Origin of the sequence: Streptomyces sp. NPDC051582 (assembly GCF_040681715.1) — a bacterium.
Taxonomy (GTDB): Bacteria; Actinomycetota; Actinomycetes; order Streptomycetales; family Streptomycetaceae; genus Streptomyces.
On record NZ_JBFAZJ010000013.1, the window covers coordinates 152,243 to 176,892 of the forward strand.

The 24,650-nt window shown below is 69.3% G+C and carries 31 protein-coding genes and 2 pseudogenes; 21 read left to right on the forward strand and 12 right to left on the reverse strand.

The annotated features are described in order from the left end of the window. Nucleotides 1-7 precede the first annotated feature (7 nt). The 11 genes from AB0M92_RS19170 (at nucleotide 8) to AB0M92_RS19220 (ending at nucleotide 10,312) form a co-directional block, all read left to right on the forward strand. A complete protein-coding gene (locus AB0M92_RS19170) occupies nucleotides 8-412 on the forward strand; it encodes a hypothetical protein (RefSeq protein ID WP_366103388.1) in 405 nt (134 codons plus the stop codon). Between the two features lie 107 nt (nucleotides 413-519). Then, nucleotides 520-672 (forward strand): hypothetical protein, encoded by a 153-nt coding sequence (locus AB0M92_RS19175; protein WP_366103389.1) that lies wholly within the window; start codon nucleotides 520-522, stop codon nucleotides 670-672. Nucleotide 673: 1 nt separating this feature from the next. Next, nucleotides 674-1,129, forward strand: coding sequence for a hypothetical protein (locus tag AB0M92_RS19180; protein WP_366103390.1), 456 nt, complete (start codon nucleotides 674-676; stop codon nucleotides 1,127-1,129). Nucleotides 1,130-1,161: 32 nt separating this feature from the next. Next, nucleotides 1,162-3,885, forward strand: coding sequence for a phage tail tape measure protein (locus AB0M92_RS19185; protein ID WP_366103391.1), 2,724 nt, complete (start codon nucleotides 1,162-1,164; stop codon nucleotides 3,883-3,885). 48 nt (nucleotides 3,886-3,933) lie between these two features. Beyond that, nucleotides 3,934-7,356 carry a hypothetical protein gene (locus AB0M92_RS19190; protein ID WP_366103392.1) on the forward strand — a complete coding sequence of 1,141 codons (3,423 nt, stop codon included), beginning with the start codon at nucleotides 3,934-3,936 and terminating at the stop codon, nucleotides 7,354-7,356. Between the two features lie 15 nt (nucleotides 7,357-7,371). Next, nucleotides 7,372-7,899 carry a hypothetical protein gene (locus AB0M92_RS19195; RefSeq protein WP_366103393.1) on the forward strand — a complete coding sequence of 176 codons (528 nt, stop codon included), beginning with the start codon at nucleotides 7,372-7,374 and terminating at the stop codon, nucleotides 7,897-7,899. Beyond that, on the forward strand, nucleotides 7,896-8,246 hold the full coding sequence (locus tag AB0M92_RS19200; protein WP_366103394.1) for a hypothetical protein: 351 nt from the start codon (nucleotides 7,896-7,898) through the stop codon (nucleotides 8,244-8,246). Before AB0M92_RS19195 ends, AB0M92_RS19200 begins: the two co-directional genes overlap by 4 nt. Before the next feature lie 2 nt (nucleotides 8,247-8,248). Beyond that, nucleotides 8,249-9,142: a glycoside hydrolase family 25 protein gene (locus AB0M92_RS19205; RefSeq protein ID WP_366103395.1), complete on the forward strand. Its 894-nt coding sequence runs from the start codon at nucleotides 8,249-8,251 to the stop codon at nucleotides 9,140-9,142. Between the two features lie 11 nt (nucleotides 9,143-9,153). Continuing rightward, nucleotides 9,154-9,537: a hypothetical protein gene (locus tag AB0M92_RS19210; RefSeq protein ID WP_366103396.1), complete on the forward strand. Its 384-nt coding sequence runs from the start codon at nucleotides 9,154-9,156 to the stop codon at nucleotides 9,535-9,537. Then, on the forward strand, nucleotides 9,538-9,972 hold the full coding sequence (locus AB0M92_RS19215; RefSeq protein WP_366103397.1) for a hypothetical protein: 435 nt from the start codon (nucleotides 9,538-9,540) through the stop codon (nucleotides 9,970-9,972). Between the two features lie 28 nt (nucleotides 9,973-10,000). Then, nucleotides 10,001-10,312, forward strand: coding sequence for a hypothetical protein (locus AB0M92_RS19220; protein WP_366103398.1), 312 nt, complete (start codon nucleotides 10,001-10,003; stop codon nucleotides 10,310-10,312). A 141-nt stretch (nucleotides 10,313-10,453) separates the two neighbouring features. Here AB0M92_RS19220 and AB0M92_RS19225 read toward each other — a convergent pair whose 3' ends face one another. Then, a complete protein-coding gene (locus AB0M92_RS19225) occupies nucleotides 10,454-11,587 on the reverse strand; it encodes a tyrosine-type recombinase/integrase (protein ID WP_366103399.1) in 1,134 nt (377 codons plus the stop codon). Then, complete coding sequence (locus AB0M92_RS19230; protein ID WP_366103400.1) at nucleotides 11,584-11,997, reverse strand: hypothetical protein; 414 nt, start codon at nucleotides 11,995-11,997, stop codon at nucleotides 11,584-11,586. The genes AB0M92_RS19225 and AB0M92_RS19230 overlap by 4 nt, the downstream gene beginning before the upstream one ends. 363 nt (nucleotides 11,998-12,360) lie before the next feature. Here AB0M92_RS19230 and AB0M92_RS19235 point away from each other — a divergent pair, with 363 nt between their 5' ends. The 3 genes from AB0M92_RS19235 (at nucleotide 12,361) to AB0M92_RS19245 (ending at nucleotide 13,376) form a co-directional block, all read left to right on the forward strand. After that, complete coding sequence (locus AB0M92_RS19235; RefSeq protein ID WP_366103401.1) at nucleotides 12,361-12,540, forward strand: hypothetical protein; 180 nt, start codon at nucleotides 12,361-12,363, stop codon at nucleotides 12,538-12,540. 72 nt (nucleotides 12,541-12,612) lie between these two features. Beyond that, nucleotides 12,613-12,870 carry a hypothetical protein gene (locus tag AB0M92_RS19240; protein ID WP_366103402.1) on the forward strand — a complete coding sequence of 86 codons (258 nt, stop codon included), beginning with the start codon at nucleotides 12,613-12,615 and terminating at the stop codon, nucleotides 12,868-12,870. A gap of 269 nt (nucleotides 12,871-13,139) precedes the next feature. Next, nucleotides 13,140-13,376 carry a hypothetical protein gene (locus AB0M92_RS19245; protein ID WP_366103403.1) on the forward strand — a complete coding sequence of 79 codons (237 nt, stop codon included), beginning with the start codon at nucleotides 13,140-13,142 and terminating at the stop codon, nucleotides 13,374-13,376. A 156-nt stretch (nucleotides 13,377-13,532) separates the two neighbouring features. On the opposite strand, the gene AB0M92_RS19250 is transcribed toward AB0M92_RS19245, so the two are convergent. From AB0M92_RS19250 to AB0M92_RS19270, 5 genes are all read right to left on the reverse strand, one after another. Continuing rightward, nucleotides 13,533-14,123, reverse strand: coding sequence for a DUF4352 domain-containing protein (locus tag AB0M92_RS19250; protein ID WP_366103404.1), 591 nt, complete (start codon nucleotides 14,121-14,123; stop codon nucleotides 13,533-13,535). A 235-nt stretch (nucleotides 14,124-14,358) separates the two neighbouring features. Next, on the reverse strand, nucleotides 14,359-14,586 hold the full coding sequence (locus tag AB0M92_RS19255; RefSeq protein ID WP_366103405.1) for a hypothetical protein: 228 nt from the start codon (nucleotides 14,584-14,586) through the stop codon (nucleotides 14,359-14,361). 23 nt (nucleotides 14,587-14,609) lie between these two features. Next, a complete protein-coding gene (locus AB0M92_RS19260; protein ID WP_366103406.1) occupies nucleotides 14,610-14,948 on the reverse strand; it encodes a DUF6233 domain-containing protein in 339 nt (112 codons plus the stop codon). Between the two features lie 169 nt (nucleotides 14,949-15,117). Next, a complete protein-coding gene (locus AB0M92_RS19265) occupies nucleotides 15,118-15,405 on the reverse strand; it encodes a hypothetical protein (protein WP_366103407.1) in 288 nt (95 codons plus the stop codon). Nucleotides 15,406-15,414: 9 nt separating this feature from the next. Next, complete coding sequence (locus AB0M92_RS19270) at nucleotides 15,415-15,579, reverse strand: hypothetical protein (RefSeq protein ID WP_366103408.1); 165 nt, start codon at nucleotides 15,577-15,579, stop codon at nucleotides 15,415-15,417. Nucleotides 15,580-15,627: 48 nt separating this feature from the next. Between AB0M92_RS19270 and AB0M92_RS19275 the strand changes: the two genes are divergently transcribed. From AB0M92_RS19275 to AB0M92_RS19285, 3 genes are all read left to right on the forward strand, one after another. Beyond that, nucleotides 15,628-16,272, forward strand: a complete 645-nt coding sequence (locus tag AB0M92_RS19275) for an HAD family hydrolase (protein ID WP_366103409.1) — start codon at nucleotides 15,628-15,630, stop codon at nucleotides 16,270-16,272. A gap of 61 nt (nucleotides 16,273-16,333) precedes the next feature. After that, a complete protein-coding gene (locus AB0M92_RS19280; protein WP_366103410.1) occupies nucleotides 16,334-17,503 on the forward strand; it encodes a helix-turn-helix transcriptional regulator in 1,170 nt (389 codons plus the stop codon). Nucleotides 17,504-17,586: 83 nt separating this feature from the next. Then, nucleotides 17,587-17,916, forward strand: a complete 330-nt coding sequence (locus AB0M92_RS19285; protein WP_366103411.1) for a hypothetical protein — start codon at nucleotides 17,587-17,589, stop codon at nucleotides 17,914-17,916. 262 nt (nucleotides 17,917-18,178) lie between these two features. On the opposite strand, the gene AB0M92_RS19290 is transcribed toward AB0M92_RS19285, so the two are convergent. Then, complete coding sequence (locus tag AB0M92_RS19290) at nucleotides 18,179-18,418, reverse strand: helix-turn-helix transcriptional regulator (protein ID WP_366103412.1); 240 nt, start codon at nucleotides 18,416-18,418, stop codon at nucleotides 18,179-18,181. Between the two features lie 358 nt (nucleotides 18,419-18,776). On the opposite strand from AB0M92_RS19290, the pseudogene AB0M92_RS19295 reads away from it, so the two are divergent. Next, nucleotides 18,777-18,866, forward strand: a pseudogene (locus tag AB0M92_RS19295) (acyl-CoA dehydrogenase family protein); the annotation flags it as partial. 30 nt (nucleotides 18,867-18,896) lie between these two features. Here the strand turns inward: AB0M92_RS19295 and AB0M92_RS19300 are convergent. Together AB0M92_RS19300 and AB0M92_RS19305 are read right to left on the reverse strand one after the other, a co-directional pair. Beyond that, nucleotides 18,897-19,679 (reverse strand): hypothetical protein, encoded by a 783-nt coding sequence (locus AB0M92_RS19300; protein WP_366103413.1) that lies wholly within the window; start codon nucleotides 19,677-19,679, stop codon nucleotides 18,897-18,899. 65 nt (nucleotides 19,680-19,744) lie between these two features. Continuing rightward, the gene (locus AB0M92_RS19305) at nucleotides 19,745-20,182 is read right to left on the reverse strand and encodes an SRPBCC family protein (RefSeq protein ID WP_366103414.1); all 438 of its coding nucleotides are present in this window, start codon (nucleotides 20,180-20,182) and stop codon (nucleotides 19,745-19,747) included. A 155-nt stretch (nucleotides 20,183-20,337) separates the two neighbouring features. On the opposite strand from AB0M92_RS19305, the gene AB0M92_RS19310 reads away from it, so the two are divergent. Beyond that, complete coding sequence (locus AB0M92_RS19310) at nucleotides 20,338-20,523, forward strand: DUF5999 family protein (protein WP_030158228.1); 186 nt, start codon at nucleotides 20,338-20,340, stop codon at nucleotides 20,521-20,523. Between the two features lie 144 nt (nucleotides 20,524-20,667). On the opposite strand, the gene AB0M92_RS19315 is transcribed toward AB0M92_RS19310, so the two are convergent. Beyond that, a complete protein-coding gene (locus tag AB0M92_RS19315; RefSeq protein WP_366103415.1) occupies nucleotides 20,668-22,770 on the reverse strand; it encodes an NB-ARC domain-containing protein in 2,103 nt (700 codons plus the stop codon). 83 nt (nucleotides 22,771-22,853) lie between these two features. Then, nucleotides 22,854-23,810 (reverse strand): fibronectin type III domain-containing protein, encoded by a 957-nt coding sequence (locus AB0M92_RS19320; RefSeq protein ID WP_366103416.1) that lies wholly within the window; start codon nucleotides 23,808-23,810, stop codon nucleotides 22,854-22,856. Between the two features lie 236 nt (nucleotides 23,811-24,046). On the opposite strand from AB0M92_RS19320, the pseudogene AB0M92_RS19325 reads away from it, so the two are divergent. Together AB0M92_RS19325 and AB0M92_RS19330 are read left to right on the forward strand one after the other, a co-directional pair. Beyond that, nucleotides 24,047-24,178 (forward strand): annotated as a pseudogene (locus tag AB0M92_RS19325) (ABC transporter ATP-binding protein); the annotation flags it as partial. Between the two features lie 100 nt (nucleotides 24,179-24,278). After that, complete coding sequence (locus AB0M92_RS19330) at nucleotides 24,279-24,473, forward strand: hypothetical protein (protein WP_134074112.1); 195 nt, start codon at nucleotides 24,279-24,281, stop codon at nucleotides 24,471-24,473. Nucleotides 24,474-24,650: the final 177 nt, after the last annotated feature.

Here is a 24,650-nt window from a genome sequence, read left to right on the forward strand (position 1 = left end):
GATCACCATGTCCGGCTACGCCAACCCCTTCGTCCTGCTCAAGTTCCCGGAGCTCGGTGAGGACGTCTCCGTTCTCATGCGGAACCCTCAGCTGCTGCCGCAGAACGTCCTGACACCCAGGGATGTCCCGCTCGATGAGCAGGGGCAGCCCATCGACCAGGCGGACGCGAACGAGGCGATGTATGAGGTGTTCGCCCGCGTGATCGTCGCTTGGAAGGTCTACGACGGCTCCGAGGCGATGCCGCTGGAGATCGCGGAGGACGCTGACCCTGTCGCCCTCTTCGAGTCGCTCAGCCAGGACGGCGACCAGCCCCGTCTCGGCGCGATCACGACCGAGAACGTCGCCAAGATGCCGATGCGCATCATCAAGAGCGTCATGGAGGAAATCGCCCAGGTCGCGGACCCTCAGTAGGCCCCGGATCCCCGTACTACGAGGACGTCCTCCTCCCGATCGAATCGATCATCGAGGGGACGTGGGGCAGCGACGACTGCCCTGCCGAATGGGCCGACTTCATCCTGATGCGGCGCATGCACTGGTCCTGGGACGAACTCCAGGCAACCCCCATGTACGTGCGCCGCTACTGCCTCGACATCGTCGGCATGATCGGCGAACACGAGCGGCAAGAGAACGAGCGGGCCCAGGCCAAGGCGGACAGGGCCGCCGGGGGGTGACATGCACGAGCTTCGCCCCGGCATGTTCACCGCCCTGTTCACGGAGATCGCAGCGGATGGGCAGCTCAAGTCGAAGACATTCCTGACTCAACTGGCCAACGCGATCGAGCGTCAGGCCAAGGTCAACGCCTCGTCGGGGTCCCACCGTCGGGGCACCCCCACCCCGGCCAGCCCTGGATCCGGACCGGCGGTCATCTCGGGAACGCTTCGACGCTCCATCACCCACGACGCGGTAATGCCGAGCGGTACAGGCTGGGAAACAAAGGTGGGTACGGGCGTGGGGATCTCCCCGCCCTACGGCCGAACGCCGGCCAGCAAATACGGCTTGGCGCTTGAGAGCGGGCTCCGCAATGGCGCCACGTATCCGTTCCTGAAGCCCGCCTACAGGTTCGGGATCACCGTCGTCGCCCCTCAGCTGTACGTGACCGTCTACCGCGTCGGCTGGCCCCGCATCTGATCCACCACCGCTGACGACGAGAGGCGGTGGCCATGCCTGAAGTCGCCGACCTCTTCGTTCGCCTCCGGGCCGAGACGAGCCAGTTCACCGCCGGCATGGCCGCTGCGAGCCGCGGCGGCGAGTCCTTCATGGCCCGCATGGGTGGCGTGCAGGGCCTCCTGACCAAGGTCGGTGCCGCCACCACCGTCGTCGGGCTCGCTTTCGTCGCCTACGGCGTGAAGGCTGCGGGTGACTTCCAGCAGCAGATGAACTTGCTGGTGACCGCGTGTGGCGAGTCGCAGTCGAAGCTGAAGATGGTCTCCGACGGGGTCATGAGCTTGGCCCGCAACACCGGTACGTCGACCGGGCAGCTCGCGGAGGGCATGTACCAGGTCGAGAAGGCCGGCTACCGCGCCGGCGATGGCCTGCAGGTTCTGAAGGCTGCGGCGCAGGGTGCACGCGAGGAAGGCGCCGACCTCAAAGACGTCACCAACGCCATGACCTCCGTGATGGCGTCGTACCACCTTGAAGCGTCGGACTCGGTCCGGGTCATGAACTCGCTCAAGACCGCGGCCGGCGAAGGCAAGATGACCATGCAGGAGTTCTCGGCCAGTTTGGCCACGGTCATCCCGATCGCCTCTGCGAACAAGGTCAGTTTCGCGGAGGTCGGCGGCGCGATCGCGACCCTGTCGCAGCACGGTACGTCGGCGCGCGAGGCCACGCAGGAACTCGCGTCCACGATCCGGCAGCTGGCCGCACCGAACAATGTCGCGGTCCAGGAGATGCAGAGGCTGGGCCTGTCCTCGACAGACGTGGCGACCCGGCTCGGCGAGCGCGGTCTGACCGGCACGCTCGACCTGCTGTCGACGACGGTCCTGTCGAAGATGGGGCCCTCGGGCACGGTCCTGCTCGACGCTTTCAACAAGACCAAGCAGGCGGCTCAGAACGCCGAGACGATGATCAAGTCGATGCCGCCGAGCATCCAGGAACTCGCCCGCTCGTACAGCTCGGGGTCGATCTCGCTGGCTGAATGGCGCAAGGAACTGAAGGGGCTCCCACCGGAGCAGGCGAACCTGCTCAGCCAGTACGCCACGCTCCAGAACAAGGCCAACGGATTCTCGGCAGAGTTGAAGAGGGGCGGGCCGGCCGCCCAGACGTACACCGAGGCCATCAAGAAGATGACCGGCGGCGCGATCGGCCTCAATACGACCCTGCAGCTCACCGGGGAGAACACGGAGGGTTTCAAGGATCGCGTTGAGAAGGTATCGCATTCTTTCAACAATGCGTCGAAGGATGTCGAGGGCTGGGAGCTGACCCAGAAGTCCTTCAACGTTCAGATGGGCCGCCTGAAGGAGGCGGTGACCACGGCGGCGATCACGATCGGGCTGAAGCTCATTCCGGTGATCCTCGCCGTGATCACCTATTTCGAGCGGAACAAGCCAGCCGCGATCGCCCTCGCCGTGGTGATCGGCACCGTCCTCGTGGCGGCGATGGCAGCGTTCACGGCTTCGCTGTACGCGATGGCCGCGGCAGCCGCGGTCAACCCCGTCACTTGGATCATCCTCGGCGTGGTCGCTGTGATCGCGGCGATCGTCCTCCTGGCCACTCACTGGGACACGGTCTGGGCGTGGATCAAGTCAGTCACGAAAGTCGCTGTCGATTTCATCGTCGGGCGCTGGCGTGACTTCACCAGCAAGAATTCGGCAATATGGAGCGGAATAGTTGCGACAATTTCCGCAGCCTGGCGCGGACTCTCCGCATTTTTTGTCGCGGGATGGCACCTGCTGGTCGACCCAATCGTCATGGGCTGGAATTGGCTATCGCGGACCACCGTGTCAATCTGGGGGGGGATTACCGCATTCTTCCGTCACTGGTGGCCGCTCCTGTTGGTCATTTTCGCTCCTGCTGTCGCCCTGATTATGTCGATATGGAACCATTTCCATTCGTCGATCGTCGGCACAGCGGTCAGCGCCTGGAACATTACGGTCGCGTATTTGATGCAGGCCTGGAGTTTCATAAAGGCTGGCGCGAGCCTAATATGGGGCGGAATCCAAGGTGCGATAATTACGCCAATTTTGACCGCCTGGGGCTGGCTGACTTCTGCCTGGAGTTCAATTTCCGGCTGGCTGCGCAGCAATTGGTCCGGAATTCGGTCATCCGCAGGGTCGATTTGGGCCGGAATTCGCGACTCCATGATCACGCCGCTGATCCACGCCAACAATACGATCAACGCCACCATGGACCGGATCGGCGCCTCCATCCGCGGCGGCCTACGCGGAGCCTGGGACTCCGTGAAGCAGGTCAGCGGCTGGTTCTGGGACATCGGCGTCGCGATCGTCCGGGGCATCGTCAACGGCGTCAGCGCCGGCGCGGGATGGCTGTACAGCAGCCTGAAGAACCTGGCCGCGAACGCCCTGTCCTCGGCGAAGAGTTTCCTCGGCATCAAGTCTCCGTCGCGGGTCTTCGCCGATCAGGTCGGCCGCAACATCTCCGAGGGCGTCGCCCAGGGGATCGACGACCACGCCCACCGGCCAGTGGCGTCCGTGCGAGGACTGGCCGGGCAGCTCGCCAAGCAGCGGATCGCCGGCCCGTCCATCACCTCCGGGGGCTTCGCCCTCGCCGGCGGCGGGAGCGGCGTGTCCGGGCCGGTCGCCAACGTGACGGTGGTCGTGCACGGCAGCGTCCTCGCCGAGCGCGACCTTCGCGACACCGTCGAAGAGCAGATGCTGCGGCTCGGCATGCGCAACTCGACCACCTACACCCCCTACCAGCGCTGATCCCCTCATCGTCGCGCCTCCTGGCGCCCACCACAGCCAGGAGGCGCGATGCCGAACCCCAAAATCTCCACCCTCGTCGACGCTTTCACCGCGGCCACGCTCAACACGACCCTGTGGAACTCGATCACCGGTACGGCCACCCTCGACACCACCGCCGACGTCGTAACGCTCGCGCACCCGACGACCAGCGGGGCCACCAACTCATTCGGGGCGACGAACCTGTACGACGCGACCGCCAGCAGCGTGTACGCGCAGGTCACCGCCGCCCCGAACGGCAACGGCAGCACGAAGACCGCCCTCGTTCTGCGGGTCGACGCGAACAACTCCGTCGCGGTGCGCGCCGAGGCCGGCTCCCTGAAGTTCACCTTGCAGACCGCGGGTACCACGGTCACGACCGCGCTCGGTATCTACGACCCGCACACGCACCGCTGGTGGCGGATCCGCGAATCCGCCGGCACCTGGTACGCGGACACCTCCGCCGACGGCTGTACGTGGACGCAGCGGACTTCCTCCGCGTACAGCTGGGCCGCCTCGGCCGTGGCGATGACCTTCGCATTCCAGACGTCAGCCGGCGCTACCGAGGTAGCGGGCATGACCGCGACGATCAGCCACATCGGCACCCCCTTCGGTGGCGGCATCAACCCGAACTGGCCCCTCATCGACGACGCCTGGGGGCCGTATTGGAACGCGAGCAGCGGCGTCCTCAACGACCGCTACGTCGAACTGAGCGACCGGAGCCGAGGAGGGTCCGGGATCAGCCGCGGACGCCAGTACGAGCTGGACCAGGTCCGTTCGGGCGAACTCAACGCCACCTTCGCCAACGTCGATGGTCTGCTCGACCCGACGAACGCGAGCTCACCCTTCGCCGGGAGAATCCTGCCGTACCAGCCGTTCCGCAAGCGCGCCCAGTGGCCGCCCACCCTCAATCTCTGCTCGCAGACAGCAGCGACCGGCGGCGACCAGGGCGGCTACGCGATCGGCTCCACGCTGGCGGCCGACAGCATCTTCAGCGACACAGACGCCTCGGGATCCTGCGCCATCACACTCAGTGCGTCCCCCTGGATGGGCATCACGGTCCTCCAGGCGGGCGTCACGTCAGGCGCTACCGCCTCGGGGCGCATTTGCCACACGACACAGCCGTCCGTGCTTCCCGGCGCGACGTACACCCTGCAGATGCGCGTCAGGAACGTCACGGCAGCGACCTCACTGCAGGTCAAGGCTGGCATTGGCTGGTACAACGCAACGACGGGCGGTACTGCTACCGGCTTCACGTACAGCTCCAGCAGCACCCTGACGGGCTCCTCAACGGCCGCCTGGACTTACATCACGGTCACGGCGACCGCGCCCGCGAACGCGGCAGGCCTCGACGCCGGAGTCATGATCGCGGCGACGGCTGGCGCGACCTGCTCGATCCAGGTCGACGGCTGGCAGCTGGAGAAAGGGGCGGCAGCCACCCCATGGGTTGCGCCGGGCGTCTGCTACACGCTGTACAACGGCTGGGTTGAGCGCTGGCCGTCGGACTGGCGTGAGGGCGTCTACGGCACGATCGGCCCGACGTGCGTCGACGCGTTCGCTCTCCTGTCACAGGTCAAGTTGTCGGATCCCCTGACCCAAGAGATCGACTCGCACAACCCCCGCTTCCTGTACAAGTTGGACGACCCGCAGGGCTCTGACGGGGCAAGTGACTCCACCGGCAATTACGATCAGGCGGAGATCGCTACCTCCAAATACGGGGCCGGCAGCCTCGCCTTCGGCTCACAGATTGCCTCTAGCGACCCAGACGGTGGCTTCATCGGCAGCTCGGGGACTGTCGTCACCATCGACAACCCCAACCCGGGCACCACCATCCCCAGCCCGGCCACCTATCTCAAGCTGACGCAGGCAGGGATCACAGGCCCAGCCGACCCGACGTCCTGGGCCCGGACGCTGGCGTTCAGGTACACCGGTCCCACTCCCACGGCTGCCGCCTACATGTGGACATGCATGGATGGCCAGCGTGCCGGTGGTGTCCCGACCGGCTCCAGGATCTGGCTCAGCCTCGACAACACGGGCGTCCCCCGCTTCTGGCTGGCCGGCCCCACGGGGGCAGGGACCCTGTACGCCCCCGCCGGCACCCCGAACTGCGCGGACGGAAACTGGCACTGGGTGCTGTTCGGATACAACCTGGCGACACAGCAGGTCCTTTTCAGTATCGACGGGGCCATCGCGGCCTACGTCGGGTCGGTGCCCACCACGTACACGCCGACAGGCCTGATCAGCGACAATCTCGGCGGATGGGTCGATAGCGGCGTCGGTGGCGGTACCTACCAAAACTTCAAAGGCGAACTCGCCTTCGCAGGGGAACTGCAGGGCTGGGTCAGCACCGGTGCTCAGATCGCCGGCCTGTACAGCGCCTGGAAGAGCTCCTTCACAGGCGAGTCCTCCACCGCCAGGTACCAGCGGATCCTGCGATACGGGGGCTGGACAGGGAAAACGAGCCTGCAGACCGGCCTGACGACCTCTATGGGACCGGCCCTTTTCGGGGGGCAGGATGCACTGTCTGCCCTGCAGGCGGTGGTCGATACCGAGGGAGGGGCTCACTACGCCGCTGCCGACGGCACCCTGACCTTCCGGTCCCGGTCCGCCCGGTACAACGCCATGACCGCCGCACTCACGTTCGGAGAGCGCGCCGACCTGGGCGAGTACCCCTACGAGGAATGCAAACTCGACTACGACCCCACTCGGCTCGCCAACCAGGTCACCGTCACCCAGGCCAGTACGGGCCAAGTGTTCGCAGCGCAGGACGCGGCCAGCATCACCGCCTATTTCCCGCGCACCCTGACCCGCACGGTCAACACCTCATCCGTGGCCGAATGCCAGGACGCCGCCTACTACCTGCTGTCCAGGTACAAGCAGCCCGCCACCCGCGTGACCAGCCTGAAGCTCCATCCTTCCGCCATGCCGACTCTGTGGCCTGCCGTCCTCGGGCTGGAGCTGGGCACCAGGATCCGCGTCATGCGCCGTCCCCCCAATGTCCCTGCGATCCAGGCCGACTGCTTCGTCGAATCGATCAAATGGGACATGGATGACCGCGGGGAGGCATTCGTCACCCTGCAATGCTCACCGGTCGACACGACGCCCTACGCTCTCTTCGCGAGCTGGCACACGACCCTGCAGTCGTCGGTGACCTCGGGGGTGACAAGCATTGTCGTCAACGCCAGCGCGGACACCGTGAACCCGCTCGCCACGCAGCTCGGGTTCGGACAGCAGCTCGTCCTCGGGCAGAACACCGCCAATCAGGAGACCGTCACCGTCTCATCGGTCGGCACGACGACGGCGGGCTGGACCACAGCCACCCTCACCCTCACCGCGGCCACCACCAAGGCTCACACGGCAGGCGACGTGATCTGCGAACCCCTGCCAGCCGGGATCACCGACCCGACGACCTGGGACGCCACCAGCCAGTTCGACGAGATCGCCTTCGCCTACTAGCCCCCGGGAGGGCCGATGCCTCTTGCCGCACCTAACCCTGCCTCCGTCAGCCCGGGAGGCTATGTCACCGGCGCCCTCTGGAACGCCAACGTCTACAACGGGCTCACGTTCCTGGCGAACAAACCGCTGTTCATCGGCATACAGACCGTCGTGCAGTCCGTGGCCAACGGCACCTGGCAGGTGCTGACCTTCGACACGGAGACCATCGACACATACGGCGGACACTCCACCGTCAGCAACACCTCCAGATACACCTGCCAGCTCGCCGGCTGGTACCGGATAGCCGGCCGGGCCGCATTCGCCGTGAACGGCACAGGGTCCCGCGGCTGCCGGGTCCACCTCAACGCCAACTACATCCAGGGCGCGGCAACGCTGACCGGCGCGGGAACGCTGATGGGCATCCCGGAGGTCACCCACACCCTCTACCTCAACGTCGGCGACTACGTCGAACTTGCTGGGGGCCAGAACTCGGGCGGCTCCCTGTCGACCGCCTACGTGAACGAGGGCGCGTCGATGATGTACGTCATCTGGGAGCACGCATGATCACCTGCAAGTGCGGGGAGCCCGCCGTCGTCCAATGGAAGCGCCGGCCTACCAGCACCGAGCTCAATGCCGCCCGCGCCGCGGAGACCTCACGCCGAGCCTCGGCCGCCGCCAGCGGGCCCGCCGCTCCCGATTTGCCCCCGCTGTCGCCCACCGACAGCACCATCCCCGTGTACGCGTGCGCCGACCACGCCCTCACCCCCGCTCTTGCCTCCCTCGTCCACCAGGCGGCATGTGCCGGCCCGGACAAGAACGGCACATGCCCCTGCACCCCGGAACCGGCGCCTGCGGCTGACTTCCCGGACGACCCGACCAAGCCGAAGCGGCGCCTACCGAAGGGCTGGTAACCATGGGCATCTACGGACAGGACTGGGCGTCCTACCAGGGGACCGAGCCGAGCATCGCCGGCATCGACTTCGTCTTCACGAAGATCACGGAAGGGCTCGGGTACACCAGCCCCAAGTGGGTCCGCCAGCGCGCCCACGCCAAGAGGAACGGCCTGGTCTGGGGCGCCTACCACTACCCCCACATGGCCAACTCCCCGTCGGAGGAGGCCGACTTCTTCCTCAAGCAGGTCGCCTGGCAGCCCGGCGACCTGATCGTCCTCGACTGGGAGGGCTACGACAACGCCAACCAGGGCGTCTCCAAGGCCCGCCAGCTCGCCTACAAGGAAGCGTGGCTGAGGTATGTCAAGGCCCGCATGCCGGGCCACCGGGTCGGCATGTACGCCAACGTCGACTACTGGAAGAACGTCGACAACACCGGCCACTACGGCGACTTCCTGTGGATCGCCACCGCGGGCCGCAAGGCCGGCGACCCCGGGATCAAGGCGCCGTGGATGTTCCACCAGTACGGCGACAACCCGGTCGACAAGGACTACTGCCCCCTGTCCAGCCGCGAAGAACTGCGCGCCTGGGCCCTGCTAGAGGAGGACGACATGCCCACGCCCCAGGAGATCGCCACCGCGGTCTGGAGCCACAAGGTGACCAACGCGGCAACGGGCAGGCCGGTGGCCGTCGAGGACGTCATGGCCTGGCAGGACAAGATCCACAACACGCAGATCGAGATCCTCACCCGCCAGAACACCGCCACCAACGCCGCCGTCGCCGCCCTCGCCACCCAGCTCGGTCAGGCACACGACGTCGACACCGACACCGTCGTCGCCGCCGTCCGGCAGGCCATCGCCGACGCCGTCATCCACGTCGACGTCGCAGTCACCGGCACCCCCTCCACCACCGCCTGAAAGGCCCTCACATGAAGCTGTTCGGAAGAGAACCCGTCTACATCCTCGGCGCCATCGCCATCTTCCTGAAGCTCGGCGCGGCATACGGCCTCGACGTCTCCGAGACGCAGCAGACCCTCATCAACACCCTTCTCGCCTGCATCGTCGCGGCCATATCCGCGATCGTGCTGAAGACCGGCGCCGCGGGCGCCGCGATCCTCCAGCTCGCGCAGGCCGCCCTCGCCCTCTTCGTCGGCTTCGGCCTCCACATGACCGCCACCGAGCAGGCCGGCTGGATGTCCGCCGTCGCGGCGATCCTCGCGATCGTCGAGCACCGCGAGGTCGAAGCGCCGATCGGCCGTCTGTCGATCGAGCAGTCCAGCCCGGTCAAGCCCTCCGCCCCGCAGGCGGTCTAGGTGAGGTGCCGTGCGGCCCGGCGGCTGCGTCGACAGCTGGGCCGCCGCGGCGCCATCCTCACCTCCTACGGACTCGTCTGGCTGCTATACGGCTACGCGCAGCTCGTCACCCCGCAAGTCGACCAACGTGGGCTCGCCCTACTCCTGCGGGCGATGCCGCTCGACAGGTGGGCCTGGTGCTGGATAGTCGCCGGCGCCATCGCTCTGGTATGCGCATGGGCCCCGCCGGGCCGAGACGCTGCCGCCTTCCTCGCCCTCGTACTGATCGTCGTCCCCTGGACTGCGACGTACCTGGTGGCCTGGCTGTCCGGGGAGTATCCCCGCGGCTGGGTGTCGGCAGCGGTATGGACGGTCATCACCGTCCCCGTCCTGGTGGTCGCGGGATGGCCCGAGCCGCCCCGCCGTAAGAGAGCGGAACCCCCGTATGAATGCTGAGACGTGGGCCTCGATAGGCGTGTCAGCCGTGACCGGCCTGAGCGGCGTGTGGGCGGTACGGGCCGCGCGCCGCACACCCCGGCAGGAGAAGCGCGACGACTTCACCGCGGTCACCGACCGTATGAACGGCGAGATTGAACGACAGGGGCTGAGGATCACCGAGCTTGAGGCGACCACCGGCGCGCAGAATCGACGACTCGAAGGCGCTGGCGTCGCGATCACCTACCTGATCGCCCGGGTGCGAGAACTTCACGGCTACATCCGCTCCGTCGGCATGGAGCCGCCAACGGCCGAGCCGATCCCCGAGAAGGCCCGCGAGTTCATCCACCACGACGTGTGAGAGAACTGGAGTGCGATGAGCCCCCGCCCCTCTGGGCGGGGGCGTTCTGCTGTGCCTTGCGGGGGGCGACTCTGCGATAACCCCCACGAACCGCAGCCCCGTTGGGGGAGTCGAGCCCAGATAAGATGCCGTATCGCCTGCTCAGCGCCGGTACTGCGGCACGACGTCAGCGAACACTGCCTCGGCGGCGTCCACGTGGGCGGCATTGCGCTGGCCCTTGTTCCGCCGGTTCCAGTACCCGACGGTGGTGGCCGGGTTGTCGTGGTCGGCGAAGGCCTGGACCTCGGCCAGCGGCTCCCCGGCGTCGAGCATGTGGGTGATGCGGGATGCGCGCAGGACGTGGGGGGTCAGCTTTCGGCAGACCTTGCACTTGTCGAACGAGTGCTTCTCAGGGCCGTCTACCTTGGAGCAGGTGAGGACGCGGGCCTTCCTGCCCAGACGGGTGAGTAGCCGGGTGACGTCGTGCCGGTCCAGTCGACGGCCGTCGGCGTCGAGGAGCAGGGGACCCTCGTTCCGGCCCACTGTGTGAGCATCGAGCAGTTCCGCGACGGTGAGCGGGAGCGGCAGGATTCGCTCCTTGTGCTCCTTCCGCGTCACGTCGACGAATGAGCGGCGTCCGCGTTCGATGCGGTCGGTCACGTCGGCGGAGCACATCTCGGAGACCCGACCGGCCAGCGTGTAGAGCAGGGTGACGACGAGCAGGTCGAACTCGTCCTTCGCCTGAGCGGCGACGGCCTGGATCTCCTCGACTTCCAGCACGGGCGTGCTCCGCGACGTGTTGCCGCTGTCGATGCGCGGCCGGTCGTCCTGGGTGACGGGGTTCCGGGGCAGGTCCATGCGCTCGCCGGCATACACGTGCAGGGAGGACAGGGCGCGCAGGTACCGGGCGATCGTCGTGTTCGGGGTGCCCTTGGCTTCCATGCGGATGCGCCAGGCTCGGATGTGGTCCTGGGTGAAGCAGCCGATGTAGTAGCGGTCGTGGCCGATCTCCTGGGCGTAGACGGCCCAGCGGCGGATGTCGTCGACGTAGGCCCGCTTCGTGGTGAGGGCGCTGCGGCGCGTGGATGACAGCCAGTCGAGGACCATCACGAACGTCTCGGGAGTGACGACCTCTGCGAGGAGCTCGGCGCGCGGCCGGTAGATGCGCTCCTGTCCGCGGCGGTCGACCTGGACGTGGCCGAGGTCGTCGAGGAGCTTGCGGCGGACGGTCTCGAAGAGGTCCGAGCCGGGCAGGGCAACCGTCCGCTGCCCTGCCTGTGAGATCTCTGCGTTCACGCTGCAGCCTTGGTGCGGGCCTTGTAGGTGAGGCAGGTCGTGCACGTCAGCTCAGCGGCCACGACCCGGTAGCGGGTGCCCAGGTTGGTACTTCCGCCAGTGCGGCAGTACGGGAACGGGTCGTCCTCGGTCGCACCCGGCATAAGGGTGTGGACCTTGCCGCCCGCGACCGGCGTGCAGTGCTGCTCGGACTTAGTGTCGGCGACGATGGCCTCCTCCTCCGGGGCGTCCACCTTGAGGAGCATGACCCTGCGGCCGTCGTGGTAGGTGATCCGCGCTCCCGTGCTACCGGCGAACATCTCACGAACGTGGCGCTTGCCGTCCATCTGGGCGTGGCTCATCTCCGCCGCCCCCTCCTTCAGGGAGACGAAGGTGGTGTTGCCGTTCTCGGTGCGCTTGTAGACCTTCATTTCCGTCTCCCCTGCTCGCCGCTTGTTTCTGTACCTACAGAATGCTCTCGCGACGCGCCCTTGTCAAGCTCCTCTCGCAGATGGATGCTAGTTTCTGTACCCACACTCACGAGGGGGAGACATGGCCCGACCTGCTACAGGCAAGACGCCACTCCGGAACATCCGCGTACCCGACGACCTGTGGCAGGCGGCCAAGGCGGAAGCCGCCGCCGAGGGGCGGAGTTTGACCGATGTCATCCTCGGAGACCTGCATCGGTACGTGACGCGCCGGCGCCGCGAACGAGGCGTCGCGGATGGCTCCGCGGAGGGCTCAAATCCCAGCGCTTAACAAGACGTTAAGCGCTACTGAGAGAAGGAGGGGCCGTGGGGATCAACGACGCGATCGCCGAGGTGCTGGACGCCATCGGCGACGACGAGGAGTACGCCGCAGGGCGGGCCGAGCTGCTGCTTGCCGAGCGGGCCCTGCGGGAGGGGACGACCGCGGAGGCCCGGATCCACCTCGACCGCGCACAGGAGCTCATCGACGCTGCCTGTCCGCTGTAGTCGTTCGGTTCGGTTCCCCAGCACCGGACCGGACAACTCCGCCACACTGAAGCCCCGCCCGAGGAGGCCGTCATGCCCGAGCCCACCACCCACGACTTCGGCCCCGGTAAGCGCTGCTGGGGTCACGACTACTCGATCACCAAGGTCGTCGACTCCGGCCAGCGTCTCCATGTCACTGGCTGGGGGCCGCGCATGAAGGAGGGCGACTTCATGCTGCTCGCCAACAGGGGCCGCGAGACCCGCTACCGGATTGCCGCCTACGAGCCGGTGATGGATCCCACCGACATGTGGCACGCAGTCCTCGACTTCGCGCCCCGCCAGGCCGCCTGACCGCCCTGCCACACTGAAGCCACCCGAAGGAGGCGTTATGGAAGTACCGATGTGGCTGCTCATCCATGTGGGCTGGGGAGTGGCGGGCTGGGTAGTGGGCGTCATTCTCGCCGATGCGGCTTGGGAGTTGACGCACGGTTCCGACGCTCCTGCTGACCTGGCGAAGCCCATGCCAGCCGGGCATGTCGTTCTTCGAGTGATTGACGGACACGAAGTTCGAAGCTGGTCCTGACCGCCCCGCCGCACCGAGGCCACCCGAGGGGGCCGTTATGCCGTACCGCCCGTACCCGAACGCCGACCGCGCCCTGCGGCAGGTCGCCCGGCACCAGTCCCCACAGCAGCCGACGCCGCCGTCGGAGTTCACGCTGAAGATGGCGGCCCAGGCGAACGCCGTCCTCGCCGCGGTGGCGGAGGCGACGCGCCCGCTGAGGGAGTCGTTGGATGCGATGGGTGCGCCCAACCCGGCCCCGCTCGCCGTCAAGGTGGCCGTCGTCATGGGTAAGTAGTTGGAGGCCGACCTCGCACAGTCGGCGCCGGGGCTGCTCACTCTGCATCGGATGGCGCAGGGGATGCGCCGTCCGGCCTGACGCTCGGGGCAGAGGTCTCCGGAGACGCAAAGACGCCCGCCCCTTGTATCGCGGGGGCGGGCGTTCTGCTGTGCTCTACGAGACGTTGGCGATGATGGCCTTCCCGATCAGCCCGTCGGTATAGGCGACGGACTTGGCGGTGAAGCTCCCCTTGCCGGTGATGCTGCCGGTGATGTTCTCGCCGGGGGCCAGATCGACGGTGCCGATCTGGTCTTCGTCGACAGCCAGTTCAACGGTGTGCTTGGTGCCCGCGGTGTCGGTGATCGTGAAGTACAGCGGGTTGACGTTGATCGGCTTCGACGAGTTGTTGGTGACGGTGACTGACACGCTCGTGTAGCCGTCACCTTGGGCCAGCACGGACGGCTTGAACGCCGCCTTCTTCGCATCCACCCCTACTGCCGCCTTCTTTTCCGGCGCCGCGGATGACGGCTGGGTCTCCGGCTGCTTCGCCGGCGCTGACGGTGCGGCCGGATCCTTCGCCGCCTTGTCGTCGCTGCCGCCTCCGAGCAGGGCCCCAATGATGCCGAGGAGTACGACCAGACCGACGATGCCCAGGCACGAGAATCCGACGATCTTCCCGGCGCTCGACTTCTTCGGCTGTGGCGGGGGCGGGTAGCCGTATCCGGACTGCTGTGGCTGGCCGGGCGGCGGGAACTGCTGAGACATGGTGACCCCCAGGGGACTGGTGCGAGTGCGGTCACCGTATGGGCGCGGGAGCGGGCACGTGCGGCAGTGGCCGAACCGTGACATTCGAAGTTTCAACCAACGCGGCGTTCCGGAATTTCCCTTGTCATATGCCTACCGCCGCGCCACCTGCGGGTCTACGGTTCCCTCACCGGTCCTGACCATCCCGGCCCGGCGCCCTCCCGGCCCTCCCCACGGGAGGGCCGCCGCACGTCCGCTACGGCTGCTGCGGACCGTCCGGCGCGGGCCACGTTCCAGGCCCGCCTCCCCGCCACTCGATCATCGGCGAGGCGGCAACCTGCTCCGACTCCCAGTCCAGACCTGCCCGGCGCAGGAACTCGGTCAGATCCCGCAGGCTGTACGCGAGGCCGAGGATCGTCGAGTCGACGTGCACGCGCCGGCCGCCGGAGGAGTCGGGCGGGTGGACCACGATGATCTGGCTCATGGATCCAGCGTGCGGGCGGCCGGTCAGTCCAGCACGCCGAGCTCGGCATCCGCCCGGCAGTACGGGCAGCCTTCCAGCAGGTCGACGCCGAGAAGCCGGAGCGCCTCCTTACGGGTGATGGCCCGGGACCGGAAGCCTCGGCCGCCCATGGTGCAGCCGCCGACGTGGACGCGGGTCGGGCGCTGGCCGAGGTCGAGTTCCAGCTGCCACTCCGGCGGGGGTGTGGGCGGCCGGCGGGCGGCGAGCTCGGCCAGGCGGGCCTCCTCGGCGGCGATCCATCCGCGGGTCCGCTCCAGGTCCTGCAGCTGAACCCGTTCCAGGAAGCGGAGCAGGTCGAGGCGGGGGGCGGATGGATCGGACACATGTTCGAGTCTACGCCGATCAGCGCAGGTGATTGTCAGCGGCCGGGTCTACGGTCGGATCACTTGCATTTCGGCCCCAAGCTAGGGGATAGCTGCTGGGCTGCACGTGCACCGTTCCGCCCTACCGGACCCCGCCCCAGGGGACAGCGCCCGGTGGGGCGGAGCGCTGTCAGGCCTCAGACGCCGGATGCCGGACGGCCTTCTTCACCGCGGCCTCGACATCGTTCCGCGGCTTCTCGATCTCCCTCGCGTATTCCGTCACCGCCGCCTGGGCGTCGGCCGCCCGGTCCCGCCACGCCGCGTAGGCGGCATCCCGCTCACTCAGCTGCTCCTGCGTCCAGCCGGCGATCGGCCCATACGCCTCGGCCAGCCGCAACACCTCGGCATGCGCCACGTCAGAGGCGCTCTGGAGTCGGATCAGCTCATCGGCGCGGTCGCCGGTCAGTTCGATTGCCACCCGCAGATCCTAGGCGGCCGGTTCGACCTCGGCGCGCATCGCCGCCGCCCACTCCTCCAGCAGCTCCCGATACCGGGGCGTACCCGCGCCGTCGGCCGCCACCAAGGCGCGGATCTCGGTATTCACCACGGCCGACGGGCGTGCGGGAGCACGGCCGGATGAGGTGGGGGACATGCCGCACAGGATATCGGCCGCTGACCGCCGCGCCGTAGGGTTGTCCGCATGATTCGGACTGTCGTGCTGGACGTCGGCGAGACCATCACCCGAGACGACCGCTACTGGGCGGCCTGGGCGGACTGGCTCGACGTACCGCGGCACACCCTGTCCGCGCTCGTCGGCGCCGTCGTCGTGGACGGCCGCGACAACGCCGACGCCCTCCGCCTCGTCAAGCCGGGCATCGACGTGGGCGCCGAGTACCGGGCCCGGGAGGCCGCCGGCCGGGGCGAGCAGCTCGACGAGACGGACCTGTACGACGACGTCCGCCCCGCCCTCACCGCCCTGCAGGCCGCCGGCGTCCGAGTCATCATCGCCGGCAACCAGACGACGAAGGCCGGCGACCTGCTTCGCTCCTTGGACCTGCCCGCGGACCTGGTCGTCACCTCGGGAGAGTGGGGCGTCGCCAAGCCGTACCTGGAATTCTTCGAGCGGGTCGTCGAGGCGTCCGGGGCTGCAGCCAGCGAGACGCTGTATGTCGGAGACCACCCCGAGAACGACATCATCCCGGCGCACCACAGCGGCCTGCTCACCGCCCACCTGCGCCGCGGGCCCTGGGGTCACTGGTGGGCTGGCGACCTCGCCGTCCAGGCGGCCGCTGACTACTCCATCAACTCCCTCCACGACCTGGTCGCCATCGTCAACGAGTCCTGACGAACAGCCTGTTCGAGAGGCTGGCCGCCGGTAGCGTGCGCAGACACGCACCGATCGGAGCATGATGGCCAGCCACCTCGGGCAGCGCATTGCCACGGCCCGCCGCACCCGCCGCCTGAGCCAAGAGGACTTGGCGCGCGCGGCGTTCATCTCGACGAGCATGCTCCGCAAGATCGAACAAGGCAGCCGGGCGCCCAGCGACGACACCCTCGAAGCGATCGCGGACGCCCTCGGCATGGACCCGGGCCGGCTCCTCGACGGGCACGACCGGTCCGACCGCCGTATCCACGCCGGGCTGCCCGCCATCTCCGCCGCGCTCGCCGCCTACGACATCGACCTCGGCCTGCCTGCGCCCCCCTGGGAACGGCTCCGGGCGCAGGCCGACGAGGCGCTCCAGTACCGGCTGGCCTCCCAGTACTCCCGGCTCGCCGCCATAGCGCCCGCCCTCCTCGCCGACGCGTGCGCCGCCCTCCACGCCAGCAGCGCCACCGACCGGCCCGCGGCGGCACGGCTCCTCGCGTCCGTCGCACGGTCCGCCGACGCAGTCGCCTACAAGGCTGGCGCCCGGGATCTGTCCGCTCGCCTCATCGACGTCATGCGCTGGGCAGCACAGTGGGCCGAGGACCCGCTGCTGGACGCGACGTGCAGCTACGTGCGAGCCGAGACGTACTTCGCCGCCCGCGCGCACGCCGCTGGCCTCCGCGCCCTGGAGACGGCCCTGGAGACCGCGCCAGCCACCGGAACGGGAGGCCTTGCCGCCCGCGGAGCCCTCCACATGCGGGCCGCCGTCCTCGCCGGCCGAGCAGGCGACGCCGACACCGCCGCCGGCCACATCCGTGAAGCCCGGACCCTGGGCGACCGCATCCCCGAGGCGATCTACCAAGGCACCGCGTTCGGGCCCGAGTCCGTCCGCATCCACCAGGTGTCCCTCGGCGTCAGCCTCGGCGGCGACCACATCGCCGCAGCCCTCGACCTCGCCCGCGAGTGGAAGCCGAGCCAAGACCTGCCCGCTGAACGCCGCTCAGGGTTCTACATCGAACTCGCCCGCGGCCAGCTCCACGAGGGACTGGTCGACGACGCGTTCGAGTCCCTGAAGGTCGCGCGCGGCATCGCCCCGCAGCACACGAGGGAACATCCCTGGGCCCGGGAGGACGCTGGCACGCTGCGGCGCCTGAAGCGGGCCGACGTCGAAAGCCTGACCGGGTTCGCCGAGTGGATCGGAGCCGTCTGACGGTGACACAAGCTGTGTCACTTGTGGCTCTTCCCGCTGCGCATGATCTGTCTGTGCCCACAAAGCAGCAGACAGGAGGGGCCATGAGCACGGATCCGCCGACACCCGTCGACGCCGACGTCTCCATCGCCCGGTTACACGGGGAGGCGTGCTGGGACTGCGGCGCCGTCGGCACCACCCTGCACCCGGCCGGCGCCGTCACCCTGCCCGGCGGACAGGTCTGGGAGATCCGCAAGTGCGTCAATCACCGGGACCTCACCGAGCTGCAGGAGCGCGGGCGGGCCTGTGTGCACTGTGGCGTGATCCTGGACAACGGCTCCGCGATTCAGCTCCCCGCCCGCCTCGTCACCCGCGGAGGCCACCTGACCAGCTGGCTGCCCCGCGCCTGCCCGCCGCACGGTGCGCTCCCATAGACCCCCGCCCCTCCTGGTCGCGGCGGCGGTCGGGAGGGGCGGGAACTGGCCAGCTACCGACCAGTCGGGTTGTGTTCGCTTAAACAAAGTTTCAGACAGTTGTTCGATCGGACATGAGTCAAGTGCAGGGTAGAGCCTGACTGTTGGTGATGTTTTCGCAGGTCGCGCTCGGGGTGCACGTGCATATATCTGTGAACCCTCTGGCGACCGGTGCATGGGGCAGGCAGACTGGGGAAATCGCGCAGGGTGGCCGAAAGGTCACCTACGTGTTTGGCGGTAGCAAGCTCTTCACCGAGATCCGGAGGACGGCGGCAATGCGGAGCAGACTGCTGAATTTCGCGTCTGTCGTGCCTCGCTCGATCCTCTGGAGAGTGGATCGGTCAATGCCGGCTCGTTCGGCCAGCCGCTCCTGGGTGAGGTTCTCGTGGAGGCGGGCTACCCGGACGCGGTCGCCCAGTGTTATCTGGGCGTCTCGAATCCATTGATCTTGATCGGCTGGCACCAGCTCAGGTCAACCCAACAAGATCAACTTGTCAGCAGCAAAAATGAAGCATTGTTCGATCTTGATCTGACCGGCGGGCTGCCGGTCGGTGGCGACTTCCTCAATAAGGGCCCATGGCCCCCTGAACGTACCGGCGCCGGGAAAGGGCGCCCCCCTCGCGGTGGCCGGTACAGCGCACCCCCCGACGCTAGACGTCGGGGGGTGCGTCTCATTCGGGGGAGATGGGAGATTTCTGGGAGACGTGGGAGCCCACGGAACACTGAGAAGCCCGGAGCAACCCCGAGGAACGCGGCCCTGGAACGCCGTAACACCAGGTCCGACCCAACTCCCGACCTGCAGGCCAGCACCTCTGGGAGGTGACAGCGCGATCTACACCATCTTCGAGGGCACCAGCGAGATCCAGCGACTGGTGATCGCCCGCACCATCTCGCAGATGCCGATCCGCTAGCCGGGCCGCCGTGCCTCACGCGTGATGCCGTCAGTGGTGCAGGGGCGTGAGGCACAGCGAATGGACGCCCTCGGCCCACTTCTCGGGGACGCTGATCAGGTCGCCGTCGGCGCAGTCCGCGCCGCCGGTGCCCCGCTCCTTGGTGACCAGGTACTCGGCCAGCGGGGAACCGCAGGCCTCCGGAACCAGCTTCTCGTTGCGCAGCTTGTCCGCGTCGCGCACGCACGTCCCGATGGCCGGGCCGGTCGACGGCTCGTCGTCCCCGGCCATCAGGCCGAGCAGCACGAGGAGGGGCGGTGCGACGGCGATCAGCACGGTCGCCGCGAGGAAGACCAGCGCGGGCGGGCGGCGCCACAGCGGCTTGCCGGGGCTCAGCGGGGGCAGGATGTGGCCCGCCGGGGGAGCGAGCTTGACGAAGCGGGAGCGCGCTCCGAGGTTCATGAGCACGGTCACCGGCGTGATGAACACCGACAGCGGACCCCACCAGCCCTGCCACAGGGTGTCCGCGGACATCTTGCGGTAGGTGGCGAGCCCGCAGTCGCGGCAGAACGGCCCCTCCCGGCGCAGGAACCGCATCAGCACCAGCATGCCCTGGTGCCCGCGCACGGTGGCCCGCGCCGCCGGCTGTGCCCCGCACACGCGGCAGCCGTACGGGGCCTGCGGCATCGGCTGGTGGCCGTACGGGACGGCCTGGGGCGGGACCCCGTACGGTACGGCCTGCGGCGGGGGCCCGTACGGGGAGTGGGGACCGCCCTGCTGCGGGCCGTACGGGTGGTAGGGGCCGGCGCCGTGCTGCGGTGGCGGAGTGGCCACGATCTCTCCTCGGTCTCGCGGTGATCACCGGGCGGTCGGTGATCACGGCACCCTAGCCCGCGCCGTCACCCCCGCAGCAGCCGGGCGAGGGCCCGCGAGAAGAGAAGCCGGCCGGCCGCCGCGACCAGCGGGTCGAAGCGGCGCCCCAGCCCTCGCACGCGCAGCTCCTCGCGCCACTCCACCAGCGATCCGCCGGCCGGACCGGGGCGGACCTCGATCTCCGCCCACCCCGTGACCGCGCGCCCGCGCTTCTCCAGCCGGACCAGTCCCGGTGAGGCGTCGGCCGGGGGCCGCCAGAGCACGACTTCCATGAGGTCGTCGAACGTGATCCTCCCCACGCCCGTGCGCGCCGTGAAGCGCGTTCCGGCGCCCGTGGGCGGCGCCGTCCCGATGATCGTCCGCGTGAGCGGGACCTGTGCGCCGTGGCGTTCCCAGTCCGTGACCCGCAACCAGGCCGCGGCGGGCGGGAGGGGGGTTCGGTGAACGATCCGAATACCGGGCATGAGCGCATGGTAAGCGGGCATACACACCCTGAACTGGACCACGAATATGGGTTCCGTCCGGGGGCGGCGATCAGCAATACTCACCGCCACCGTGGATCGCGGATTCGACCGGGTGACCACCGGCCCTCCCGCCCCACATTGCGAGGAGGTGCGCCATGTGCTCCCACCAGCCCCCATGCCCGTCCGCCGACAGCGCCGACCACGACGCCGCCCGCACGGTGGCCTTCCGCCCCGAACAGGGCTGGAGCCTGCTCTGCAACGGCCTGGTGGTCTTCGACGACACCGGTGAGCTGCTCCCCGACGGCCGCGCGGTGGAACCCCGCCGCCCGGCCCTGGTCTGAGCTAGGAGGCCGCATGCGCCAGCAGCTGATCCGCAAGCCCGTCCCCAAGCCCGCACCACGAGACCTGGACCTGCGCACACCGTCGGGCAGACCCCTCCCGTACTGACGGGAGCCCCGACGTTATGCGGCTCCACCGGCTGGAGTTCAGCCGGTGGACGCCGCCGTTCCGCCCAGGAAGGCGGCCTCGAAGGCCTCGTCGCCGATCGCCGCGCGGGCCTGCTGTTCGCCCTGGTCCCGCAGGGCCGTCAGCGAGGGTGAGCCCATCTGCGGCCGGCCGATCGTGCGCCACCAGGCGTGCCCGGTGCCGAGCAGCCGTGCCGCGAGTTCCCCGTCGCCCAGGGCCGCCACCGCCGCCGCGAGCACGTCCAGGCCGAGCGCGATGCCGGAGCGGTCGCCGAGCAGCCGCTTGCCGGAGAGCATCGCCCGTACGTGGCGCGCCGCCTCCCCGTGGCGGCCGAGCCCGAGCGCCGCGACCGCCAGGATGTAGTCCGCGTACGCCCGCAGCCAGCGCTCGCCCAGCTCCGCACAGGCCTCGCGCAGCCCCCGGGCCTCCTCGGCGGCCTCCTCGAAGCGCTCCAGGTCGCACAGGGCGTAGCCGGTGGCCAGCCGGCACAGCAGCCAGCCCGCGCCGCTGGTGCGCCCGCCGTGGCCGGCCCGCGCCCGCGGCCCGGCCAGCTCCAGCGCCCGTACGGGGTCCCCGGGCAGCAGTACCGACACCCCGTGCAAGTACGCGGCGCGCAGCTCCGGTTCGGGGTCGGCCAGCCGGGCCGCCGCGCGGGTGCACTCCCCGCCCAGCTCCCGGGCCGCGTCCATGTCCCCCTGGAGCAGGGCGGTCAGACCGAGGGCCCACAGGGCCTGGGTGTACGCGGCGCCCGTGCCCGGGACCGTGCGCAGGGCCCGTTCCAGGAAGCCCCGGCCCTCGTGGACGTGCCCGCAGGAGAACCAGAAGAACCACAGGGCCCCGGCCATCTCCAGCGCGGCCGCGGGATCCGCGCCGAGGAGGTGCTCCAGCGCCGTGCGCAGCTGCGCGTGCTCGGCGGTCATCCTGCGGTACCAGTCCACCTGCTCCGGGCTCATCCAGCCCCGGTCGGCGGCCTGGCAGAGCGCCGCGTACCAGTGGGCGTGCCGGTCGGCGAGCGTCTGCACCTCGCCGAGCTCGGTCAGCCAGTCGTGGCCGTACTCGCGGATGGTGTCCAGCATCCGGTAGCGGGCGCCCGTCCCCCGCTCCCGGGTGCGCCGTACGACGGACTTCGCGACCAGGCCCGCGAGCACCCGCTCCACCCGGGACGCGGGCAGCGGTCCGCCCGAGCACACGGCCCGGGCGGCGGCGATGTCGAAGTCCCCGGTGAAGACGGACAGCCGGGCCCACAGCAGCCGTTCCACCGGCTCGCACAGCTCGTGGCTCCAGCCGATGGCGGTCCGCATCGTCCGGTGCCGGGGCTGGAGCGCGCGCCCGCTGTCGGAGAGCACGGCGAAGCGGGTGCCGAGGCGCTGGGCCATCTGCTCCAGGGTCCACAGCCGCAGCCGGGCGCCCGCGAGTTCGAGGGCCAGCGGGATCCCGTCGAGGCGGCGGCACACCTCGGCGGCCAGCCGTGCCCGTTGGGGGTCGTCGAAGGCCGCGGCGGCCTCCGGGGTCGCGGCCACGGCCCGGGCGCGGAACAGGGCGAGGGCGTCGCTGTCGGGGCCCTCGCAGGGCAGCGGGCAGACTTCGAGGAGCTGTTCGCAGCGGCTGTCGAGGGGTTCCCGGGACGTCACGAGGACCGTCAGTCCCGGTGCGGACTGGAGGAGTTCGCCCACGAGGTGGCGGCATTCGGCCACCATGTGCTCGCAGGTGTCGAGGACGAGGAGCAGTTCCTTGTCGGCCATCCACGCGCACAGCTCCTCGTCGAGAGGGCGTGCGGAGTGGTCGGCCAGGCCCACCGCGTGGGCGACGGTCATGGTGAGCAGGCCGGGATCGCGCAGCGGTGAGAGCTCCACCCACCAGATCCCGTCGGGCCGGGCCTGTGCGGGATCGCTGACGGCCCGCAGGGCGAGACGGGACTTGCCCACGCCGCCGACGCCGGTGAGGGTGGTCAACCTGCGGGAGCGCAACAGGCAGTGGAGTTGCGCGAGTTCGCCCTCCCGGCCGACGAAGCCCGAGGGGTCGGGTGGCAGGTTTCCCGGCGGGGTGCAGGGAGCCGGGTCGGGATCGCCGTCGGTTTCCCCGGAATCCGGCCGTTTTTTGTTGAACGCGTACTCACCGGACACGGGTGTATTGTGCGCGATCTTATGGCCCTGCCGCGCCGTTCCGTCCGGATTGCCGTCATGTTGCCGCAGTCCCGCCGTGCGCCTCATGCCACGAGTACGATGCTCCGCTCCGCCGAGAAGGCCCCCCAGTTGCCGTCGGGCAGCCGGGCGCGCAGCTTGAGCGTCCACCGCGTGCCGGCCGGCTCGGTCACGGTGAGCCGGTGCTCCACCCGGGCGGCTCCGGAGGCGGGCACGGCGCCGGCGCCGAACTGGATGACGGTGACGGGCCTGCCGTTGACGTGGAGTTCGTACTCCGCGGTCGGGCGGCCGGTGTCCGGGGCGGTCCAGGTCAGCGTGACGGCGCCGGGGGAGGCGGTCGCGGTGAAATCGGCGGGGGCGGTGCCGGGTCCCTGTCCGGCGGAGGGCGGGGTGCTCACGTCCACCGGCGGACCGTCGGGGGAGGAGTTGTCCGCCCCGTCGCGGGCCCGGACGGTGAAGGTGTAGGCGGTGTCGGGCTGGAGGCCGGTCAGGGTGGTGGCGGTCTCGCCTGGGCCGGCCGTGTGGATCCGTACGCCGCCCTGGTAGACGTCGTACGCGGTCACGCCGGTGTCGTCGCTCGCCGCGGCCCAGGACAGCGTGGCGGACCGCGGCCCGTCCGCCCGGCCCGTGGTGCGGGCGGGGGCGGTCGGGGCCTGGTGGTCCTCGGCCTTGGCGGCCGGGGTGGTGGCCAGGGCGGAGGCGCTCGGGGCGGAGGTGTTCCCGGCGGCGTCGCGGGCCCGGACCGTGAAGGCGTAGGAGGTCTGCGGGGTGAGGCCGGTGACGTCCACCATCGTCTTGTCGGCCGGGAGTTCGCGCACCAGCCGCCCCGCCTGGAAGACCTGGTAGTTGGTCACCGCGTCGGCCGGGGCCGCCGCCTGCCACATGACGTGCACGGAGGTGGCGCTGCCGGCCTGGGCGGTGGTCCCGGCGGGGGCCGCCGGGGGCGTGGTGTCGGCGGCGGTGCAGGCGGTGAGCCAGGCGCCGGCCAGGCAGAGGGCGAGCAGGGGGGCGGTGCGTCGCACGGGGGGCCTTCCTCGGCTTCCGCTTCCTCGTAAAGGTCTAGACATATATGGCACGGGTGCGGGCGGTGCGGCAAGACCCGTGCGCCGCCCGGACGTCGTCTTCACGCGGCGATCCCGCCGCCCGAGCTCGCCAGGGGGTTCGACGACGACACCGCCCGCACCATACGACCTCGACCGGGCGAAGAAGCTCCTCGACGAGGCCGGCTGGAAGACGGGCGGGGCCCGACTCTCGGGTCGCCCTGGTCGGGGTGGTCGAGGAGTACCGCACGGACACCGGGGCCGGGCTGCTCGCGGTGGGCCACGATCCGGTCCTGCTCGCGCGCTGGTGCGCCCGTACGACCCACTGGGACGGGATCGTCAAGCACTGATCGCCCGTCACGGACGGTCAACACCCGTACGGCGGACACGGGTTTCGCCCGAAGGCACCCCCTCCTGCGCCACGATGGGCGCCGCTCTCAGGAGGTAACGATGGTGATCTCGCTCTCCGTGGTCGTGCTGCTCCTCGTCCTCGCGTGGATCTTCATGCGCAGTGGCGGCCTGAAGTTCTCCCACGCCCTCGTCTGCGTGCTGCTCGGCTTCTACCTCGCGAGCAGCAGCATGGCGGCGACCATCCACGACGGCCTGACGGCCACGGCCGAGGTGGTCTCCGGCCTGCGCCCGTAGTCCGGCCGCTCCCGCCCGAATCGATCAACTGTTGCGCCTTCATGAATCATCCGGCTCCTCCATGGACTCCTCAGGCCGTGCGATCTAGCGTCTGGCGGCGGCGCGATGTCATACGCACTGTCAATAAAACTGAAGAGAACGGAGGAAGTCCGGATGTTCCGAAGAGCGCTGAACTGC

Coding starts and splice junctions, on each gene's coding strand:
- AB0M92_RS19170 (WP_366103388.1), top strand. CDS start 8: ATGTCCGGCTACGCCAACCCCTTCGTCCTGCTCAAGTTCCCGGAGCTC.
- AB0M92_RS19175 (WP_366103389.1), top strand. CDS start 520: ATGCGGCGCATGCACTGGTCCTGGGACGAACTCCAGGCAACCCCCATG.
- AB0M92_RS19180 (WP_366103390.1), top strand. CDS start 674: ATGCACGAGCTTCGCCCCGGCATGTTCACCGCCCTGTTCACGGAGATC.
- AB0M92_RS19185 (WP_366103391.1), top strand. CDS start 1,162: ATGCCTGAAGTCGCCGACCTCTTCGTTCGCCTCCGGGCCGAGACGAGC.
- AB0M92_RS19190 (WP_366103392.1), top strand. CDS start 3,934: ATGCCGAACCCCAAAATCTCCACCCTCGTCGACGCTTTCACCGCGGCC.
- AB0M92_RS19195 (WP_366103393.1), top strand. CDS start 7,372: ATGCCTCTTGCCGCACCTAACCCTGCCTCCGTCAGCCCGGGAGGCTAT.
- AB0M92_RS19200 (WP_366103394.1), top strand. CDS start 7,896: ATGATCACCTGCAAGTGCGGGGAGCCCGCCGTCGTCCAATGGAAGCGC.
- AB0M92_RS19205 (WP_366103395.1), top strand. CDS start 8,249: ATGGGCATCTACGGACAGGACTGGGCGTCCTACCAGGGGACCGAGCCG.
- AB0M92_RS19210 (WP_366103396.1), top strand. CDS start 9,154: ATGAAGCTGTTCGGAAGAGAACCCGTCTACATCCTCGGCGCCATCGCC.
- AB0M92_RS19230 (WP_366103400.1), bottom strand. CDS start 11,997: ATGAAGGTCTACAAGCGCACCGAGAACGGCAACACCACCTTCGTCTCC.
- AB0M92_RS19240 (WP_366103402.1), top strand. CDS start 12,613: ATGCCCGAGCCCACCACCCACGACTTCGGCCCCGGTAAGCGCTGCTGG.
- AB0M92_RS19245 (WP_366103403.1), top strand. CDS start 13,140: ATGCCGTACCGCCCGTACCCGAACGCCGACCGCGCCCTGCGGCAGGTC.
- AB0M92_RS19250 (WP_366103404.1), bottom strand. CDS start 14,123: ATGTCTCAGCAGTTCCCGCCGCCCGGCCAGCCACAGCAGTCCGGATAC.
- AB0M92_RS19255 (WP_366103405.1), bottom strand. CDS start 14,586: ATGAGCCAGATCATCGTGGTCCACCCGCCCGACTCCTCCGGCGGCCGG.
- AB0M92_RS19270 (WP_366103408.1), bottom strand. CDS start 15,579: ATGTCCCCCACCTCATCCGGCCGTGCTCCCGCACGCCCGTCGGCCGTG.
- AB0M92_RS19275 (WP_366103409.1), top strand. CDS start 15,628: ATGATTCGGACTGTCGTGCTGGACGTCGGCGAGACCATCACCCGAGAC.
- AB0M92_RS19280 (WP_366103410.1), top strand. CDS start 16,334: ATGATGGCCAGCCACCTCGGGCAGCGCATTGCCACGGCCCGCCGCACC.
- AB0M92_RS19285 (WP_366103411.1), top strand. CDS start 17,587: ATGAGCACGGATCCGCCGACACCCGTCGACGCCGACGTCTCCATCGCC.
- AB0M92_RS19305 (WP_366103414.1), bottom strand. CDS start 20,182: ATGCCCGGTATTCGGATCGTTCACCGAACCCCCCTCCCGCCCGCCGCG.
- AB0M92_RS19310 (WP_030158228.1), top strand. CDS start 20,338: ATGTGCTCCCACCAGCCCCCATGCCCGTCCGCCGACAGCGCCGACCAC.
- AB0M92_RS19330 (WP_134074112.1), top strand. CDS start 24,279: ATGGTGATCTCGCTCTCCGTGGTCGTGCTGCTCCTCGTCCTCGCGTGG.